The following is an 18,538-nucleotide window of genomic DNA, read 5'->3' as shown; positions in this document are numbered from 1 at the left end:
TTCCGGCGAAAAATCCACTAATCTTGGGGAGAACGCGAGGGTAAGGCCATTTTTGGCCGTGCTCCGCGCAGGATCCACGCTGACCCCGGAATGCCACCGGTGTCAGTATTAATGCGCAACATTTTGAAATTGAGACCCCATTTGTCTGAGGAATTGGCTTGCTAATTTGTGACAATCCGCTAGGTCAGTAGGGCGATGACAACGTTGCCATTCGATGGTCAGTCAAAGCGGTTCGCGTGGCGCCCTTGGAGCGCCAGAATCCTCGCGAGCAAACGGGAGGGGTAGAAAATGCTTTGCAGGCAGAATGTTCGGCGCGATCTGGACAGCGCCTCCGACCAAGGCTCTAGCGTTCAGGTCCGAACTCATTCCGGCATGGCCAACCGGCGGGACAGCCGCGCGACCTTCAGCGCAGACGGCGACCGCGGCCAGAGGCGCGCGCGGAGGCTGCAACTGCCAAAGACCAGGTCTTCGTCGAACGACGCCAGCCTGCGGCTGTCGTTCTGACACGTCCTTCTCCTGCGCCCTTCGGCGGTTCCTTTCCCTAGCCGAAGGGCGTCTTTTTCTTCTCCGGAGGAGGCTTTGAGCAAGCCAGTATTGATCGTCAGCGGTGAAGCGACCGGCGGCCCCATGGCCGGCTGCCTGGCCCAAGCCGAGTGCGCGGTCCGCCCACCGGCGCTTCGAACGCCGGGGCGTCTGACCGCCGCGCCGATCTTTGAGGCGACCACATGATGCGCGGCGCAGATGCACGGCCACGCAGGCAGGAGGCGGGCGAGGCCCTGTTCGCCGACCGGCTTGGCGCTCTCGAAGAGGCCGATCGTCGCGGCGCCGAACAGGGCCAGCCGCCCGGGGCGGCGCCCCTGATGCCGCCTTGGCGGCCTGGAAGCGCCGAGGATGGCGCGCCGCCGCGCTGGCCAGGCCTAGGTCTGGAGCGTCCGCGTTCGGCCCATGACCAGATGCTGCGCGTCCTGGCCCTGGAAATCATGGACGGCGTCTACGACGTGACCGGCTTTCCGAGCGAAACGGCGCTGCTGCATCGGTTCCAGGTCTCCCGTTCGTTCCTGCGCGAAGTCATTCGGGGCCTGACCGCAAAAGGGTTCCTGAGCGTCAAGACGCGGGTCGGAGCCACGGTCCGCCGGGCGGAACACTGGAGCCATTTTGACCGGGATGTCCTGAGATGGCGTCTGGGGGCGGGCGGCGATCCCGTGTTTGGCGAAGACCTGCGCGCGATGTGTCTGGGTCTGGAGTGCGAGGCGGCGCGCCGCGCGGCCAAGCGGCGTTCGGTCGACGACCTGGAGACCTTGCAGCAGTGTCTGAACGATCTTGCGGCGGAGCCGTCCGACGCAGGGGCTCGCGCCCTCCAGCGGGCCTTCAGGCTGACCATCTGCGCGGCGTCGGACCGGCCGGTCATGCGCTCCCTGTCGGGCCTGATCGAAGCTCAACTGCTGTACGACGCCCGCTGCGGACACGGATCGGCGGCGGCGCGGGCCAAGGCGATGCGCCGGGCCTTCGCCGCGATCCGGGACGGTGACGAGGCCGCCGCCGCCGCCGCCATGCGCGATGTGATCGGCTGACGGACGGCCGGAAATCCGAGATGAGCAACATGAACCTGGACCGTCGTCGTTTCCTTTGGGCAAGTTCGGCCATCGCCCTGGCTGGCGCATCACCCGCCCTGGGCTGGGCGGGCGTCGCGGTCCCCGAGCGATCCTATCCCATGCCGCAGCTCAAGGCGCCCGGGGAGAGGATCTCGCTGGACCAGGGCTGGCGCTTCCATCTGGGCGACGTGCCGTTTCCCAAGATCAGGGGGCATGGCTGGTCCTACGCCAACGCCAAGGCCGGCAACGCCCAGGGCGCGGCGTCGTTCGAGTATGACGACAGCGACTGGCGCGAACTGGACCTTCCGCATGACTGGGTGGTCGAAGGGCCGTTCGACAAGGACGAGAACCTGGCCCAGGGCTATCGTCCGCGCGGCAAGGCCTGGTACCGCCGGGCGCTACGGCTGGATCCCGCCGATCGCGGCAAGCACCTGTCCATCGAATTCGGCGCGATCGCCACCCAGGCCACGGTGTGGTTCAACGGCAGCGTCGTGGCCCACAACTGGAGCGGCTACAACGCCCTGCAGATCGACCTCACCCCGTTCGCCCGCTACGGCGACGAGCTCAACAGCATCGCCGTGCGGGTCGACGCCGATCTGATGGAAGGCTGGTGGTACGAGGGCGGCGGCATCTATCGCCACGTCTGGCTGACCAAGCGCGCGGCCGTGCATATCGCCGACGACGGCGTCCATGCCGATCCGCGGCGGGACGCGGCGGGGCGCTGGACCCTGCCGGTCGTCGCCACCCTGGGCAATATCGGATCCAAGGCCGAGGCGGTCGAGGTCGAGGCCCAGCTGGTCGATCCCTGGGGCAAGGTGGTGGGCGCCGGCCGCGTCGCCGCCGAGGTCCCGTCGCTGGACCAGGCCGAGGCCCGGCTGGTCCTGGAGGTCGCGAGCCCGCGCCTGTGGTCGGTGGACGATCCGGCGCTCTACACGGTGCGCACCCGCGTCTGGCGCGGAGGCCAGCAGGTCGACGAGGCGATCACCTCGACCGGTTTCCGCACGCTGCGGTTCGACCCCGACCAGGGCTTCTTCCTCAACGACCAGTCGCTGAAGATCCAGGGCGTCTGCCTGCATCAGGACCATGCCGGGGTCGGCGTGGCCGTGCCCGACAGCCTGTGGGATTTCCGGTTGCGCCGGATCAAGGCCATGGGCGCCAATGCGGTGCGTTGCGCCCACAACGCCCCGGCCCCGGAGATGCTCCAGGCGGCCGACCGGCTGGGCGTGCTGATCCTCGACGAGAACCGCAACTTCAACCCCAGCCCTGACTACATGCGGCAGCTGGAATGGCTGATCCGCCGCGACCGCAACCATCCCAGCGTCTTCCTGTGGTCGGTTTTCAACGAAGAGCCGATGCAAGGCACGGAGGCGGGCTACCAGATGGTTCGGCGCATGGTCGCGGCCGTCAAGCGGCTGGATGACAGCCGCCCCGTCACCGCCGCGATGAACGACGGCATGTTCACTCCGATCAACGTCTCGCAGGCCGTGGATGTCGTGGGCTTCAACTACCAGCCCGACAGGTATGACCGGTTCCACGCCGAGCATCCGAACCTGCCGATGATGAGTTCGGAGGACACCTCCGCCTTCATGACCCGCGGCGAATGGTTCACCGATCGCGCGCGCAACATCCTGGCCGAGAACGACGAGGAACCGTCGTCCTGGGGCACGACCCATCGCAAGGGCTGGGAGGCGATCGCCAAGCGTCCGTTCGTGGCGGGCGCCTTCCTGTGGTCGGGCATCGACTATCGCGGCGAACCCACGCCGTTCGAATGGCCCTCGGCCAGCTCGTTCTTCGGGGCGATGGATCTTTGCGGCTTCCCGAAGATGGCGTTCTTCCTGCACAGGGCGCAATGGATCAAGGACCGGCCGCTGCTGGACCTGGCCCCGCACTGGACCTGGCCGGGCAAGGAGGGGCAGCCGATCAAGGTGATGGCCCTGACCAACGCCGAGGCCGTCGAGCTGCGCCTCAACGGCCGGCTGATCTCGCGCCAGGCGGTCGATCCCTTCGTCATGCCGTCCTGGACCGTGCCCTATGCGCCCGGCCGGCTGGAGGCGATCGGCTATGTCGGCGGCAAACCGGTGTCGAAGGCGGTGGTCGAGACGGCGGGTCCGCCGGTCGCCCTGCGCCTGACGCCGGATCGGACCGTCCTGACCGGCGACGGCGCCGACGCCGCGCCGATTACGGTCGAGGCCCTGGACAAGGCCGGGCGGCCGGTCCCCACGGCCAATCTGCCGGTGACCTTCGAGATCGCCAACGGACGGATCATCGGCCTGGGCAATGGCGATCCCAACTGCCACGAGCCGGAGAAGGGAAACGCTCGAAGCCTGTTCAACGGCCTGGCCCAGGTGATCGTGCAGAGCGAACAGGGTTCCAGCGGCGTCATGCGCCTTTCGGCCTCGGCGCCGGGGCTGCGGTCCGCACAGGTTCAACTGACCGTCCAGCCCGGGACGCTGCTGGCTGAGCCGCGGACCTCGCCGGTCTCGATCCTGTCCGATTGGCGAATGTCGCCGATGGCCTCGACGCGACCCGATCCCTTAGCCAAGCCGGCCGACAACGACATGAATTCCTGGACCTGGGCCAAGCCCGGTACGTTGCAGGACGCCGATCCGGGCGGTGGCTTCGTGCTCTATCGGCTGGTCTTCACGCCGCGCGCGAAGGTGCGGCGGGGCGGCGGCAAGCTGGTGTTCGGCCGCCTGACCGGTCCGGCCGAGGTCTATATCGACGGCGTCAAGGTGGCGGCCAAGCCTGACGCCGCGGCTGGCGCGCTGACGACGGCGCTGCCGGCCAAGGATGGCGAGCGGACCGTGGCGGTGCTGATGGCCGTGGCGCCGGGCCAGCCTTTCGGCATGGGCGCCCCCGTGGTCGTCGAGGAAGTCGGTTGATGGGCCTCACGACGACGCCGTAGGGGTCCCCGTCGCCTGGAGCGGATTGAACCTGCCGGCGCGCCCGGTCGCTGGGCCACGCCCGGCCGGTCCGGTCGGGGTGTTTTCAGGCGACGCCCTGGATCTCGCGGGAGATCGCCGCGGCGGTGGCCTGGACCTCGGCGATGGTCTCTTCCACCGGCCGCACGCCACGCTTGCAGATGTAGGGCATGGTCAGGGCCGCGATGGCGGCGCCGTCGGCCATGATGGGCGCGGAGACGTCGGTGATGTTCGGCGCCAGGTCGCTTTCGGCGCGCCAATAGCCTTGCCGGACCACGCGCTCGGCATGGGCCAGGAACGCGGTCTGGTCGGCCTGCGAAACCCCGGCGAAGATCACCTCGCGCCACCGGGCCTGCACGGGCGGCGGCTGGAAGGCGTAGAGCACCATCCCCGAGGTCGCCTCCACGATGTCGCGCCGATGGCCGGTGCGCACCGAATAGCCGTAGTAGCCGGGGTTCTCGATCCGGGCCACGACGACGATCTGTTCGCGCGAGGCCTGGGCCAGGTGGCAGGACTGCTCGACCCGCGCGGCCAGCTCGCGCATCGGCGGCAGCGCCGCCTCCAGCAGGGTCTTGACCGGGGCGCGCGCCATGCCCAGCCGGAACAGCCGGTTGGTCAGCTCATAGCCTTCCGCGCCCGGGGCCGTCTCGATGAAGCCCTTGAACTCCAGCACGTGGATCATCCGGAAGATCTCGCCGACCGACCGCTCCAGCGCCACCGAGATCTGGGAAAGGGTCATGGCCTGGCCGTGGGCCGCCAGCAGATCGAGGATGTCCAGCCCCTTCTCCAGGGCCGGCGCGGTGTACTTGCGATCCGACATGGCGGGACCTTCGAAACCTGACCTTCCAGCCTCTAGCTTCCGGCTCGCGCCCCGGCAAGCCGGACGAACAGTTCCCGGCGCCCAGGCGTCGAGGTCATTCCACCGTCACCGACTTGGCCAGGTTCCGCGGCTGGTCGACGTCGGCGCCTTTCACCACGGCGACGTGGTAGGCCAGGAGCTGGATGGGGGCCGACATCACCAGGGTCGACACCAGCGGATCGCTGGCCGGGGCGGTGACCACCACGCGGGCGCCGGCCGGGGCGTGCCGGGCGCCTTCGGGGTCGGTGATGAACACCACCTGGCCGCCGCGCGCCATCACCTCGCTCATGTTCGAGGCCGACTTCTCGAAATAGCTGTCGTAGGGGGCCAGGATGATGATCGGCGTCTGGTCGTCGACCAGGGCGATCGGACCGTGCTTCAGCTCGCCGGCGGCGTAGCCCTCGGCGTGGATGTAGCTGATCTCCTTCAGTTTCAGCGCGCCTTCCAGGGCCAGGGCCGACATCGGGCCGCGGCCCAGGAACAACACGTCGCGGGCCTTGGCGATGTCGAAGGCGATCTCCTTGAGGGCGTCCTCCAGACCGATGGCCTCGGCGATCAGCCGCGGGGCCTCCAGCATCAGCCGGACCATCCGCTGCTCCTCGGCGGCGTCGATCGTCCCGCGCGCCTTGGCGGCGGCGACGGCCAGGGCGATCATCACGCTGACCTGGGCGGTGAAGGCCTTGGTCGAGGCCACGCCGATCTCGGGCCCGCAGTGGATCGGCCAGACCACGTCGACTTCGCGGGCCATGGTCGATTCCTGGGCGTTGACCACCACGGCGCTCTTCATGCCCTTGGCCTTGCAGTAGCGCAGGGCCGCCAGGGTGTCGGCGGTCTCGCCCGACTGCGACATGGCGATAACCAGCGAGCCGGGCCGCAGGGCCGGCTGTCGGTAGCGGAATTCCGAGGCGATCTCGACGTCGACCGGCAGGTCGGCCAGCTGCTCGATCAGGTACTTGCCGATCACCCCGGCGATGTAGGAGGTGCCGCAGGCGACGATCTGGATCCGCTCCAGCGCCTTGAAGTCGACGTCGCCCGGTATGGCGGTGCGGGCGGTCAGGGCGTCGACATAGGCCGAGATCGTCCGCTGGCAGCCTTCCGGTTGGTCGTGGATCTCCTTTTCCATGAAGTGCCGGTAGTTGCCCTTCTCCATCATCACCGCCGAGGCGGGGACCACCTTGACCGGGCGTTGAACGGACGCGCCCGAGGCGTCGAAGATCCTGGCGCTGTCGTGGTCGATGGCCACGTAGTCGCCCTCCTCCAGATAGATCACCCGGTTGGTGAACGGGCCGACGGCCAGGGCGTCCGAGCCCAGGAACATCTCGCCCTGGCCCTCGCCGACCACCAGGGGACTTCCACGACGCGCCCCCAGGACCAGATTGTCGGCGCCCTCGACCAGCACCGCCAGGGCGTAGGCCCCGGTCAGGCGGTCGAGCGTGGCCTTGAACGCCTCCAGCGGCGCCAGGCCCGTGGCCAGCTCGGCGTCGATCAGCTGGGCGATCACCTCGGTGTCGGTGTCGCTCTCGAAGGTGCGGCCGGCCGCCTTCAGCTCGGCCTTCAGCTCGGCGAAGTTCTCGATGATGCCGTTGTGCACCAGGGTGACGCGGCCGGCGGTGTGGGGGTGGGCGTTGGTGACGGTGGGCGCGCCATGGGTGGCCCAGCGGACGTGGCCGATGCCGTTCTGGGCGACCAGGGGCTGTTCGGCCAGCACGGCCTCCAGGTTCCTGATCTTGCCCTGGGCTCGCCGGCGCTCGACCCTGCCGCCCCCTGGGCCGTCCACGACCGCCGCGACGCCGGCCGAGTCGTAGCCGCGATATTCGAGCCGCTTGAGGCTGTCGACCAGGCGCCCGGCGACGGGTTCTTTTCCGACGATGCCGATGATGCCGCACATGGGCCATGATCCTTTGTAGAACGCCGCGCCTGGGACTATTGCTACGATGCGGGTTATTTCGCGCTGGGCCTTTAGCATTCGTGCAGATCCAGCCCTCATAAATCTGCATTTCGGATCATTACGCCGTCCGACCTAGATCTAACCGAGACCAGACCATGAGCAAGCGCGCCTATTTCGGCACCGACGGCATCCGCGGCCAGGCCAACAAGCATCCGATGACCGCGGAGGTCGCCCTGCGGGTCGGCCTGGCGGCCGGCAAGCTGTTCCGCTCGCAGGACGACCGCCGCCACCTGGTGGTGATCGGCAAGGACACCCGCCTGTCGGGCTACATGATCGAGCCGGCCCTGGTCGCCGGCTTCGCCAGCGTCGGCATGGACGTGCGGCTGTTCGGACCGCTGCCCACCCCGGCCGTGGCGATGATGACCCGCTCGATGCGGGCCGACCTGGGCGTGATGATCAGCGCCAGCCACAACGACTTCGCCGACAACGGCATCAAGCTGTTCGGCCCCGACGGCTACAAGCTGTCGGACGAGCAGGAGCTGAAGATCGAGGTCCTGATGGACGAGGGCCTGCAGGAAGGCCTGGCGCCGCCGCGCGGCCTGGGCCGGGTCAAGCGCATCGACGACGCCCAGGCCCGCTATGTCGAGATCGTCAAGGCCACCTTCCCGCGCCACCTGTCGCTGTCGGGCCTGAGGGTGGTGATCGACTGCGCCCATGGCGCGGCCTATCGCGTGGCCCCCACCGCCCTCTACGAGCTGGGCGCCGAGGTGATCGAGGTTGGGGTCACCCCTGACGGGACCAACATCAACGCCGAATGCGGCTCCACCCACCCCGAAGCCATGGCCAAGCTGGTGCGGGAATACCGGGCCGACATCGGCGTAGCCCTGGACGGCGACGCTGACCGGCTGGTGATCTGCGACGAGAAGGGCGTGGTGGTCGACGGCGACCAGATCATGGCCATCATCGCCCTGGCCCTGGCCAAGGCCGGCAAGCTGAAGTCGGGCGGCGTGGTCGCCACTGTCATGTCCAATCTCGGCCTCGAGCGGCTGATGACCGACAACGGCCTGAAGCTGGAGCGCACCAGCGTCGGCGACCGCTATGTGATGGCCCGCATGCGCGAGGGCGGCTTCAATATCGGCGGCGAGCAGTCGGGCCACGTGATCCTGTCGGACTTCTCGACCACCGGCGACGGCCTGATCGCGGCCCTGCAGGTCATGGCGGTGATGATCCAGACCGGCCAGCCGATGAGCGCCCTGGGCCGCCAGTTCGAGCCGGTGCCGCAGCTGCTGGAAAACGTCCGCTTCGCCGGCGGCAAGCCGCTGGAGCACAAGACCGTCAAGGAGGCCATCGCCGACGGCGAGGCCCAGCTGAACGGCGCGGGCCGCATCGTGGTCCGCCCGTCCGGCACCGAGCCCCTGATCCGCATCATGGCCGAGGGCGACGACCCGGCGCTGGTCAAGAAGGTGGTCCGGTCGATCGTCTCGGCGGTGAAGGCGGTTTAGTCGCAGAACCTGCGGCCCCGAGGGCGAAACCTCGTCCTTCGACAAGCTCAGGATGAGGTTTTCCAGCGCGGCGCCGAAACGATCCTCATCCTGAACCTGTCGAAGGACGAGGATCACGCAGGGGGTTCGACGCCGTTATCTGAGTCCCGAAACGCACTGCGCCCCGAGGGTGGACCCTCGGGGCGCGCGCGGACCTGAGCTGGCGGGCGGCGTCAGGCCGCCGTCTTCCAGTTCGGTTCCAGCACCACGTGCGGCGGGCAGGGCGCGATCTGGCCGTGCGGCAGGCCGCGCAGTTCGTTGGCGAAGCCGTGGTTGACGTCGCGGTGGTGGGCCTCGTCGGCGCGCACCACCTCGACCACCTCGCGCAGGGTCGCGCCGGCCGGCAGGTTCCAGTAGTCCAGCGCGATCTGCGGCGCGGCCACGTTCTCGGACCGGCCTTCGTCGATCTCGGCCAGGTAGTGGGTGTAGCTGATCACCGCTTCTTCCTCGAAATAGCCGACCACGCGGTGGGCGGTCTTGGAGGAGACGAGATAGAGGCCGAAGAAGAACAGGTAGAACACCCACTGGGCGGCCACGACCACGAAGCGTTCGAACATCGTCGGCTTGGCCACCTGGATGAAGGTCATCAGGTGCATCCGCTCGTTTTCGGCCTCGTCCATCAGGGTCTTGATCCAGCCCCGGTCGTCCTCCATCCGGCGCAGGCACTTCAGGTGGTTCAGCGTCGCGCCGACCATGCCAGGCACGGCCGCCACGGTTTCCAGGACCACAGCCCGGTGGCCGTAGCGCTTGGCGAAGAAGGTGTCGGCGAAGAAGCGCAGCAGCTTGACGAAGCCGTAGGCGACGCGGTCAGAGGCGCCGGCGGGCTTGTGGTGGACGGTCAGGTCAATGGCTGGGCTGGTCATGGCGGTTATCCCCGGTTCGGCCCGTGTCGGACCGTTCATGACGCCGTGATACGCCCGCGCCGTCCGCCGCGAAATTCGGGAGCGCCCCCTAACGGACGCTCCCTAAGGGAGGCTACGTATCCCCGTTCGCCGAGGCTTGAAGGCGCCGAAAAAGACCCCCTCGCCCTTTCGGGAGAGGGGGCGGGAGAGGGGGCGGGAGAGGTCTAGTCGCCGTCCACGCCCTCGACGACGGCGCGCAGGTAGTCGACGTGGCGGCGGAAGGCCTTGCGGCCGGCGGGGGTCAGGGCCACGCGGGTGCGGGGCTTCTTGCCGACGAAGTCCTTGGCGATCGCCACGTAGCCGGCCTTTTCCAGGGTGGTCAGGTGGCTGCCCAGGTTGCCGTCGGTGGCCTGGGTCACGGCCTTGAGGCGCGAGAACTCCACCGGGTCGGCGTCGCGCTCGGCGTGCAGCGCGGCCATGATCTTCAGCCGCAGGGGCTGATGGATCAGTTCGTCCAGTTCGGCCATGCTCACGCCCTCCGCAGCCACAGGCCGCCCACGAACAGCCCGCCGCCGCCGACCGCCGCCATCCAGAAGGCCAGCCACGGCTGGAAAAAGAAGAAGCCGACCAGGCTGGCGACGAAGATCGCCGCGCCGATCCACAGGTAGCGAGGGGCGAAGGCGATGCCGGCGCCGGCGTAGACCAGGCCGGTCATCAGCCCCGGATAGACGATGGCCGGTTCGACCGACGTGGGTCGGAAAACCACATAGGTGGCCGCCATGAAGGCCATGATCGCCACGATGGCGGCCGCGACCTTCCAGCCCTGGCCCGCCTTGGCCGCGGCCTTGTCGCCGCGGCGGCCGAGCAGGAGGCTCGCCGCGATGCCGATCGCGTCCAATATCAGCCAGGCCAGACCCCAGCGTTCGGGCGGCAGCACGCCCATGGCGGTGTAGCCCGCCGCCCAGACGACACCCCAGACCATCAGGATCGGCCCGCCGACCTGGTAGGTCTTCAGCAATCGGCCGCGGCCGGTCGTGCTCTCGATATCGGCCAGCGCGGACGCCGCCTCGGTCTTGGAAATGCCCATCGCACCCTCCTCTGCAAGTTCGCGCCCAGAGCGCTCTGTGATGCAGAGTTATCATACGTTGATGCTCTGTCAAGCAGAGTGTTCTGCCGACGGGGCCGATTGGGAAGAGCGCCGAACCAGCGGGCGACCCGCGGGTGGACGCTCCCTTACGCCATCGACCTCAACGCCGATCGGCGACCAGGTGATTGCTTACGCGCTGAAGTAGGCCGTCGAGCGTTCAAAGGCCGCGTTCGCTGAGGGCGCCGAGACGCCCTTCGTCGAACGCGGCGCTGAGCAGGGAGCCGTCCTGGTTGGTCCAGACGTAGACGTCCTGGCCTGCGGACGGAACGAGTGCGCCGATCACCGTTTCGTCGAGTCCGCGAAGGCGACCTGGCGCGCCGATGACCTTGACGGCTTCGGCGTAGGTCATGCCGGGATGCAGCCGGCGCATCTCCGAGCGCGTCACCAGCTTGGGCGCGCAGCCGACGAGCGCGGCGCTGATCAGCGTCAGCGCCAGGACAACTTTCATCCTTCAGCTCCCCAGCTTCGGCGCCTTGAGCCGGCGCTTGTTGACGTGTGCGGTCGGGGCCGGGGCCTCGACCTCCTCGGGATACTCGCCCTTGAAGTAGAAGCGCTGCCACGCCTCCTTCATCGCCTCGGGCTCGCGCTTGAAGATCCGGGCGTTGAACTCGCCGCGCTTGGCGGCCCAGGTGTCGTACTGCTTGCGCAGGTCCGGATTGGAGTTCATCGACCGGATCACCGGCTGCACCTGCTCCAGCGGCTTGTCCTGGATCATCATGAAGAAGCAGAACGGCTCGCCCTTCTCGAAGCGCACCGTGCCGGGGCGGGTGAAGATCCAGTTCATCGTGAAGGGGAAGGGCAGCCAGTCGGTCTCGACCAGCCCCGCCAGCGGCTGGACGCCGTCCTTGACGTGGTTCGGCGGGCCCATGGTCCAGATCGACCAGCCCGGCGGGGTGCGGAACAGGTAGCCGGTATGGAAGGTGATCGTCCCGCGCGAGAAGTGCGACTTGACGAAGTCGTCGAAGCCCGGATGCGGATGGTCGGAGCGGAAGGTGATGCAGTTCTGGTGCGCCCCGCCGTCCCAGGTCGCCGTGAAGCCGACCGGGCACAGGATCTCCCAGCCGGTGGTGTTGGCCATGGTCAGGGGCAGGCAGCGATAGGGATGGCGGTCGGCGAAATGGTCCATCCAGGCCCGCTGGGGTCGTCCCGGCACGATCTCCGGCGGGCGGGCCTCGGTGGGATAGCACTCCAGTTCCATGCCGGCTCTCTTCTTCCCTAGCTGGTCTTGCGTCTGGTCTAGCGGGCGCGGGCTCGGCTAGGAAGTCCCCCCATGAAGACCTCGATGAAGACCCGCGCCGACCTGCTGTCTTTCCTCGACGCCCACGGCGTCGCTCACGCCACCCTCGACCATCCGCCGGTGTTCCGCGTGGAGGAGGGGCTGGAGATCAAGGCGGCCCTGCCCGGCGGCCATACCAAGAACCTGTTCCTCAAGGACGCCAAGGGCCAGCTGTGGCTGATCTCGGCCCTGGGCGAGACGGCGATCGACCTCAAGCGCCTGCACACGGTGATCGGCTCGGGCCGGCTGTCGTTCGGCAACGCGGAACTGATGCTGGAAACCCTTGGGGTCACTCCGGGCTCGGTCACCGCCTTCGGCCTGATCAACGACACCGACCATCGCGTGCGCTTCGTGCTCGACGCGGCGCTTGCCAAGGCCGACCCGGTCAACTTCCATCCTCTGTCCAACGACGCCACCACGGCCGTGTCGCAGGCGGGCTTCCGTCGGTTCCTGGCGGCCCTGGGGGTCACGCCGATGATCGTCGATTTCGCGGCCATGGCGGTCGTTCATTAAGCCGATCGACCGATTGCGAACCGCGCCCCGAGAGACCATCTTGGCCGGCGGGAGGGGACGCCTGCGTCCCGCCCCCGCCGATCCATTCGGCGCCCCGTGCGTTCAAGACCCGCGTATTAGAGAGACCCCATGGCCCTGATCGGCGAAAAACCCGCTCCCATCCAAGCCGGCGGCCCCAATGGGCAAGGGGGGGGCAAGAGCCCGCACATCAAGGACGGCACGGACGCCAGCTTCATGGCCGACGTCATCGAGGCCTCCAAGACCCAGCCGGTGATCGTCGACTTCTGGGCCACCTGGTGCGGACCGTGCCGCCAGCTGACCCCGGCCCTGGAAAAGGCGGTCAACGCCGCCGGCGGCGCGGTCAAGCTGGTCAAGATCGACGTCGACAAGAACCCCGGCTATTCGGGCCAGCTGCGCGTGCAGTCGATCCCCACCGTCTACGCCTTCGTCAACGGCCAGCCGGTCGACGGTTTCCAGGGCGCGCTGCCCGAGAGCCAGGTCAAGGCGTTCATCGACCGCCTGGCCGGGCCGCCGGCCGAGAGCGACGTCGACGCCCTGCTGGCCATGGCCAAGGAGTCGCTGGACCTCGGCGACCTGGGCGGCGCGGCCCAGGCCTTCGCCCAGGTGCTGCAGATGGATCCGGCCAACGTCAAGGCCATCGGCGGCCTGGCCCGCTGCTACCTGGCCGGCGGCGACCTGGAGGGCGCCCGCGAGGTGGCCGCCACGGCTCCGGCCGGCGCCAAGGACCCGGACCTGGAAAGCGTTCGCGCCGCCCTGGCCCTGGCCGAGGACGCCCCGTCCGAGACCGCGCCGTTCGAAAAGCGCCTGGCCGCCAACCCCGACGACCACGAGGCCCGCTTCGAACTGGCCAAGGCCCTGGCCGGCGCCGGCCAGCTTCAGGCCGCTTCCGACCATCTTCTGACCATCATCGAACGCGACCGTGCCTGGAACGACGAGGCGGCCCGCAAGCAGCTGCTGACCGTGTTCGAGGCCGCCGGCTACGCGTCGGAAGTCGCCAAGGCCGGCCGCAAGCGGCTGTCATCGATCCTGTTCAGCTAGGCCAGGTTGGCCGGATAAGGGAGCGTCGCATGCCAGGATCCTATCGAAGGGCGGACGACCTGCCGCTGGTGATCCCGGTGTTCCCGCTGGACGGCGCCCTGCTGCTGCCGGGCGGGCAGCTGCCGCTGAACATCTTCGAGCCGCGCTATCTGAACATGTTCGACGACGCCATGTCGGGCGAGCGGATCATCGGCATGGTCCAGACCCGCCCGGGCGGCGACGTCGAGCGGCCCAACCTGGCGCCCGTCGGCTGCGCGGGCCGGGTGACCAGCTTTGCCGAGACCAGCGACGGCCGCTACCTGGTCACCCTGACCGGGGTCTGCCGCTTCCGGGTCGGCGACGAGCTGCCGGCCCGCGGGCCCTATCGCCAGGTGCGCGCCGACTTCACGGCGTTCGAGGCCGACCTGCGCGAAGGGGCGCCCGACAGCGCCACGGCCGGTGATCCGTCGTCCCTGCTGGACGCCCTGCGCCGCTATCTCGACCACCGCGGCCTGGCCATCGACTGGAGCAGCGCCGAGGCCGCGCCGTCCGACGCCCTGATCAACAGCCTGGCCATGGCCCTGCCGTTCGAGCCGGTCGAGAAACAGGCCCTGCTCGAGGCCCCGACCCTGGCCGAGCGCCGCGACACCCTGGTGGCCCTGCTGGAGATCGACGCGGCGGCCGGCGACGACGAAGACCCGACGATGATCCAATAGGCGGTCTTGCGTCCTTCGAGGCTCGCCTTCGGCTCGCACCTCAGGATGAGGAACTCGCAGCCACGACGCGCCTCATCCTGAGGCGCCCGTGCAGCGGGCCTCGAAGGACGCAAGACGTTTGCCGCCGGTGAAAAACCGCCTACAACACGCCCCATGACCGCCGCTCCGCCGCCTCCGCCCGCCGATCTCGACCCGCGCCTTCTGGAGGTGCTGGTCTGTCCGGTCAGCCGCGCGCCGCTGTTCTACGACCGCGCCCGCGGCGAGCTGATCAGCAACGCGGCCAAGCTGGCCTATCCGATCCGCGACGGCGTGCCGATCATGCTGCCCGAGGAAGCCCGCAGCCTGGAAGAGTAGCGGGCGCGCTGAAGATCCTCCCCCTGTGGGGGAGGTGTCGGCGCAGCCGACGGTGGGGGGAGTGATCCCGCCTCGCCAAGGCTCCCCCCACCGATCGCTTCGCGATCGCCTCCCCCACAGGGGGAGGAACGCTAAAGCGCCACGCCTCGCAGCAGCTTAGGCAGGTCGCCCACCCCGCCGCCGGCCTCGTGCATGAAGAACCGCCGGGCCGGGGCGATGCGGTTGACCGCCGCCATGCCGACGCCGCGCGCCAGGCGCAGCAGCGGGTTGTTGTTGGAGAACAGGCGCACGAAGCCGTCGAAGGCCAGGGCGTTGCTGACATTGTCGAACCGCCGCCAGCGGGCGTAGCGCTCCAGCGTCGCCTCCGCGCCGATGTCCTCGCCGTTGCGCAGGGCCTCGGCCACCACCTCGGCCAGGGCCGCGGCGTCCTTCAGGCCCAGGTTCAGGCCCTGGCCGGCGATCGGGTGCACGCCGTGGGCGGCGTCGCCGATCAGGGCCAGGCGCGGGGCGACCAGCCGCTCGGCCAGCGACAGCGACAGCGGATAAACGAAGGTCGGACCGGCCATCTCGACCGCGCCCAGGAACTCGCCGAACCGCCGCATCAGGTGGGCGTGGAACGCCTCGGGCGCGGCGTTGCGCAGGGCTTCGGCCCGGTCGGTGCTTTCGGTCCAGACCAGGCTGGCGCGATTGTCCGTGAGCGGAAGAATAGCGAACGGGCCGCTGGGCAGGAAATATTCGTGGGCCACGCCCTGGTGCGGATGCTCCATGCGGACGGTGGCCACGACGCCGCTTTGGCCGTAGCTCCAGCCGATGTCGCCGATGCCGGCGGCCTTGCGCAGCACGCCGTTGCGGCCCTCGGCGCTGACCACCAGCGGGGCGCTGAGGGCCCGGCCGTCGGTCAGGGTCAGGGTCGCGCCGGCGGGGGTGACCTCCAGCGCCTTGGCGGCCGCCGGGGCCAGCACGGTGACGCCCTTGTCGAGCACCGTCCGGGCCAGGGCGGCCCGGATTTGGCGGTTCTCGATCAGATAGCCCAGGGGCTCGCCCTCGGAGCGGTCGGCGATCTCGCTGCTGTCGAAGCGCAGGAAGAACGGCGAGGGCCCGCCCGTGCTCGGTCCGGGGGTCTTGCCGTCGGTGACCAGGATCTGCTCGATCCGCTGGGCGTGGGGCGCCAGGGCCGCGCCGGCCCCGATCGCCCGCCACTGGCGGAACGACGAATAGGCTATAGCCGACGAGCGGCCGTCGAAGCTTTCCGCCAGCTGGGCGTCGAACGGCTGGGGATCGACCAGCAGGGCCTTGACCCCCGCCGAGGCCAGGGCGAGCGCCAGGGTGGTCCCGGCCATGCCGGCTCCGGCGATGATGACGTCGGCGTCGTGGTCGCGCATGGGCGGATATGGCGCGCGCGGGGCGGTGGTGTCTAGAGACTGCGGTGACCGGGGCGCTGATGGCGGCTTTCGACCCTAGTCGGACGTTTAGGCAGTCAGTTCGGTTACAGCGCGAGCGAGCTCAAGAGAACCTCTTGGCCCGCTTAGTGCCCTCGCTCCAACTCGATGATTGCACCATAGGCTAGCGTTAGCCCGTTTGAAGCGCTCCGCCGATACCAGAACAGAGACTGCACCAAGTCGATGCCATATCCGCCGAACCCACGCTCGTATGCCAAACCAAGCATATATTGGGCCTCAGGCAGCCCGTTTGCGCAGGATGCGAAGGCGATCTCTGAAGGCGACAGCGTGTTGGGGCACACGCCACCTGCGGCGGCACGTTCGTACATCATCATCGAATCCGCCCGGATGCCGGACAGCGCGCCGGCCGCTGTGATAAATTGGATATTGTTCCGTCGGGCGGAAATCACATACGCCGCCACCGGATCACCGGCGGCCGCCCAGCATTCTAGTCGGCCAAGTTTAAACCGCTCTTGAATACGCTTAGCGTCAATTCGCCTCGAGTAATCAGAATAGGCGAGCCCAATTGGATCGAACTTCGAGCTTTGAAGCTTCCTTTGAATGTCCCGAAGCGCAAACGACGACGGAGCTGGTCCTTGGCAGATCACGGAGCGCGGCAGCTGATCCAGCGGGCTAGCGAAGGCATTGGACACACTTAGCGTCAGGTTTAAAGCGAACGCTCCTGCGCTAAAGCCGATGAACGGGTTCATATGGCTTGGACCCCACGGTTATGACTGTCGGCTGTGCCATAACGCGTGCCCTATGCAGATCAAGAAACAATGACCGAAACCCACCTTCTCGGCCGGTCGAAGTGTCTGCTCTCGGGAGCGTGGCCTGGTCGCCGGGGCGGTCGGGCCGGACGAGAGGGTGAAGACCTTCGATTTTTGATCCGCTCATCCCGGCGAATGCCGGGACCCAGATGGAATGGCGGCGTGGCTGACGCCAGGAACGCTGAGCTTATCCAGTCAGTCTCTCAGTTTTGGGATCTGGGTCCCGGCATTCGCCGGGATGAGCGGAGGTGTGGGGTTATCCTCGGCGGATAGCGGACAAAGCCTCGAAATTTCAACGCCCTGAACTTTCTCGACCCCAATCTGTCCCCACCCTCCCAGACCCCCTTATCCTGACTTCACCTCGACGCGGGGAAAGGGCGCATGGCCAGCGACCGATGCGGCGGCGGGGGGCGATCGAGCGGGAAGCTCCGTCGGCGGTCCTTCGGGACCAAACCTCGCGTCTCTGGAGCCGGTCGGGCCTGGAACACAAAAACGACGTGGCGCGAGGGCTGGCGGAGCAACAGGCGGGCGGTGATGCGCTCGCGGTCCGGGACCGGGGTTCGTTGACCTGGCCCGCCCGTCGGAGGCTTCAAGGCGGCGAGGTCCGAACAGGGCTCAGCGCCGCGGGCTTCCGGATAACGACCGCGCGGAGCGATCGGGCTTCGTCGAAACGGTTACTACTCAAACACTCCGGACGATGTCCGGCGCTCCGCGTCCCTTTCCATCAGCTCAGCGAGAGATCGCGTGAGAACGAGAGATCATGCCCGCGAACACTTGCCCCCACCTGACCGCTGCGCGGTCTGTCCGCCCCCGGAGGGGGCGGAGCCGCTTGCGCCTAGGGCAGCGGCCGCGGCTTGCGGTCCTCGCCGATCGCCACGAAGGTGAACACCCCTTGCGTCACCTTGTGGGCCTGCTCGCCGTCGCGGCGGCGGCGCCAGGCCTCGACCTCGACCTTCAGCGAGGTGCGGCCCACATGGACCACCTTGGCGAACAGGCTGACCTCGTCGCCGACGAACACCGGGCTGAGGAAGGTCATGCCGTCGACGGCGATGGTGGCGCAGCGGCCGGCGGCGCGGTGGAAGGCGATCGAGGCCGCCGCCAGGTCCATCTGCGACAGCAGCCAGCCGCCGAAGATGTCGCCCTCGGGATTGGTGTCGGACGGCATGGCGATGGCCCGCAGCACCGGCGGCTCGTGCGGCCACTCGGCGGCCTCCCAGGCCTTGGCCAGGGATTCGGCGCGCTGCAGCGCGGGGATGTCGGTCATCGCGGCGGTGGCCTAGTGGCCGCCGGAGCCTTCGTAGACCCCCGGGGCCAGCTGCTCGTCCTCGTCGTGGCCGGCGGCGGTCGAGGCCACGAAGCGGCGGTCGCAATAGGGGCAGTCGACGAAGCCGGCCGCGCCCATCTCCAGCCAGACGCGCGGATGGCCCAGGGCGCCGCCGACGCCGTCGCAGGCGATGCGGTGCGAGCGGACCATCACGGTTTCCGGGGCGGGACCGGCGCCGACGTCGACGACCGTGGGCTCCATGGCGGTGGGAGCGGTGGACTTGGCCTTGCGCGCCATGTTCGTGAAACCCTTGAAAATCAGACGCGGCCTTGGCGTGGCGGCGATGCAGGCATACCTATGCGACCCATCGCGCCGTCG

General features: G+C 68.5%; 18 protein-coding genes and 1 pseudogene. 7 read left to right on the top strand and 12 right to left on the bottom strand.

Annotated features, from left to right (window positions below; translation table 11 throughout):
• The first annotated feature begins 953 nt into the window (after positions 1-953).
• Complete coding sequence (locus G3M57_RS24820) at positions 954-1,571, top strand: FadR/GntR family transcriptional regulator (protein WP_163233420.1); 618 nt, start codon at positions 954-956, stop codon at positions 1,569-1,571.
• A 20-nt stretch (positions 1,572-1,591) separates the two neighbouring features.
• A complete protein-coding gene (gene galA, locus G3M57_RS24815; protein ID WP_163233419.1) occupies positions 1,592-4,474 on the top strand; it encodes a beta-galactosidase GalA in 2,883 nt (960 codons plus the stop codon).
• Positions 4,475-4,580: 106 nt separating this feature from the next.
• On the opposite strand, the gene G3M57_RS24810 is transcribed toward galA, so the two are convergent.
• Together G3M57_RS24810 and glmS are read right to left on the bottom strand one after the other, a co-directional pair.
• Entirely contained in the window at positions 4,581-5,333 is a 753-nt protein-coding gene (locus G3M57_RS24810; RefSeq protein ID WP_163233418.1) for an IclR family transcriptional regulator, read from the bottom strand.
• A gap of 94 nt (positions 5,334-5,427) precedes the next feature.
• Positions 5,428-7,260, bottom strand: coding sequence for a glutamine--fructose-6-phosphate transaminase (isomerizing) (glmS, locus tag G3M57_RS24805; protein WP_163233417.1), 1,833 nt, complete (start codon positions 7,258-7,260; stop codon positions 5,428-5,430).
• 155 nt (positions 7,261-7,415) lie between these two features.
• On the opposite strand from glmS, the gene glmM reads away from it, so the two are divergent.
• The gene (gene glmM, locus G3M57_RS24800) at positions 7,416-8,762 is read left to right on the top strand and encodes a phosphoglucosamine mutase (RefSeq protein ID WP_056755747.1); all 1,347 of its coding nucleotides are present in this window, start codon (positions 7,416-7,418) and stop codon (positions 8,760-8,762) included.
• A gap of 28 nt (positions 8,763-8,790) precedes the next feature.
• On the opposite strand, the pseudogene G3M57_RS28035 reads toward glmM, so the two are convergent.
• The 6 genes and pseudogenes from G3M57_RS28035 to G3M57_RS24775 all read right to left on the bottom strand — a co-directional run.
• Positions 8,791-8,879: pseudogene (locus G3M57_RS28035) on the bottom strand (hypothetical protein); the annotation flags it as partial.
• Between the two features lie 95 nt (positions 8,880-8,974).
• A complete protein-coding gene (locus G3M57_RS24795) occupies positions 8,975-9,664 on the bottom strand; it encodes an alternative oxidase (RefSeq protein WP_163233416.1) in 690 nt (229 codons plus the stop codon).
• A gap of 203 nt (positions 9,665-9,867) precedes the next feature.
• Positions 9,868-10,170, bottom strand: coding sequence for a winged helix-turn-helix domain-containing protein (locus G3M57_RS24790; RefSeq protein WP_163233415.1), 303 nt, complete (start codon positions 10,168-10,170; stop codon positions 9,868-9,870).
• Positions 10,171-10,172: 2 nt separating this feature from the next.
• Entirely contained in the window at positions 10,173-10,730 is a 558-nt protein-coding gene (locus G3M57_RS24785; protein ID WP_163233414.1) for a hypothetical protein, read from the bottom strand.
• 217 nt (positions 10,731-10,947) lie between these two features.
• Positions 10,948-11,238 carry a hypothetical protein gene (locus G3M57_RS24780; RefSeq protein ID WP_163233413.1) on the bottom strand — a complete coding sequence of 97 codons (291 nt, stop codon included), beginning with the start codon at positions 11,236-11,238 and terminating at the stop codon, positions 10,948-10,950.
• A gap of 3 nt (positions 11,239-11,241) precedes the next feature.
• On the bottom strand, positions 11,242-11,988 hold the full coding sequence (locus tag G3M57_RS24775) for a DUF6065 family protein (RefSeq protein ID WP_163233412.1): 747 nt from the start codon (positions 11,986-11,988) through the stop codon (positions 11,242-11,244).
• Between the two features lie 84 nt (positions 11,989-12,072).
• On the opposite strand from G3M57_RS24775, the gene G3M57_RS24770 reads away from it, so the two are divergent.
• From G3M57_RS24770 to G3M57_RS24755, 4 genes are all read left to right on the top strand, one after another.
• Entirely contained in the window at positions 12,073-12,579 is a 507-nt protein-coding gene (locus G3M57_RS24770) for a prolyl-tRNA synthetase associated domain-containing protein (RefSeq protein WP_163233853.1), read from the top strand.
• Positions 12,580-12,708: 129 nt separating this feature from the next.
• Positions 12,709-13,638, top strand: coding sequence for a thioredoxin family protein (locus G3M57_RS24765; protein ID WP_056755762.1), 930 nt, complete (start codon positions 12,709-12,711; stop codon positions 13,636-13,638).
• A 29-nt stretch (positions 13,639-13,667) separates the two neighbouring features.
• On the top strand, positions 13,668-14,333 hold the full coding sequence (locus tag G3M57_RS24760) for an LON peptidase substrate-binding domain-containing protein (RefSeq protein ID WP_056755765.1): 666 nt from the start codon (positions 13,668-13,670) through the stop codon (positions 14,331-14,333).
• A gap of 153 nt (positions 14,334-14,486) precedes the next feature.
• Positions 14,487-14,687, top strand: a complete 201-nt coding sequence (locus tag G3M57_RS24755; RefSeq protein ID WP_056755768.1) for a Trm112 family protein — start codon at positions 14,487-14,489, stop codon at positions 14,685-14,687.
• Positions 14,688-14,818: 131 nt separating this feature from the next.
• On the opposite strand, the gene G3M57_RS24750 is transcribed toward G3M57_RS24755, so the two are convergent.
• The 4 genes from G3M57_RS24750 to G3M57_RS24735 all read right to left on the bottom strand — a co-directional run bounded on the left by G3M57_RS24750 (position 14,819) and on the right by G3M57_RS24735 (position 18,457).
• Positions 14,819-16,069 carry a UbiH/UbiF/VisC/COQ6 family ubiquinone biosynthesis hydroxylase gene (locus G3M57_RS24750; RefSeq protein WP_163233411.1) on the bottom strand — a complete coding sequence of 417 codons (1,251 nt, stop codon included), beginning with the start codon at positions 16,067-16,069 and terminating at the stop codon, positions 14,819-14,821.
• A 143-nt stretch (positions 16,070-16,212) separates the two neighbouring features.
• Positions 16,213-16,836, bottom strand: a complete 624-nt coding sequence (locus G3M57_RS24745) for an SEL1-like repeat protein (protein ID WP_163233410.1) — start codon at positions 16,834-16,836, stop codon at positions 16,213-16,215.
• Between the two features lie 895 nt (positions 16,837-17,731).
• Positions 17,732-18,160: an acyl-CoA thioesterase gene (locus tag G3M57_RS24740; protein ID WP_163233409.1), complete on the bottom strand. Its 429-nt coding sequence runs from the start codon at positions 18,158-18,160 to the stop codon at positions 17,732-17,734.
• Positions 18,161-18,172: 12 nt separating this feature from the next.
• Positions 18,173-18,457: a zinc-finger domain-containing protein gene (locus tag G3M57_RS24735; RefSeq protein WP_082564574.1), complete on the bottom strand. Its 285-nt coding sequence runs from the start codon at positions 18,455-18,457 to the stop codon at positions 18,173-18,175.
• Positions 18,458-18,538 lie beyond the last annotated feature (81 nt).

This window comes from Caulobacter rhizosphaerae, assembly GCF_010977555.1.
Taxonomy (GTDB): domain Bacteria; phylum Pseudomonadota; class Alphaproteobacteria; order Caulobacterales; family Caulobacteraceae; genus Caulobacter; species Caulobacter rhizosphaerae.
The sequence above is the reverse complement of the archived record's forward strand: the minus strand, read 5'-3'. Positions and strand labels throughout refer to the sequence as shown.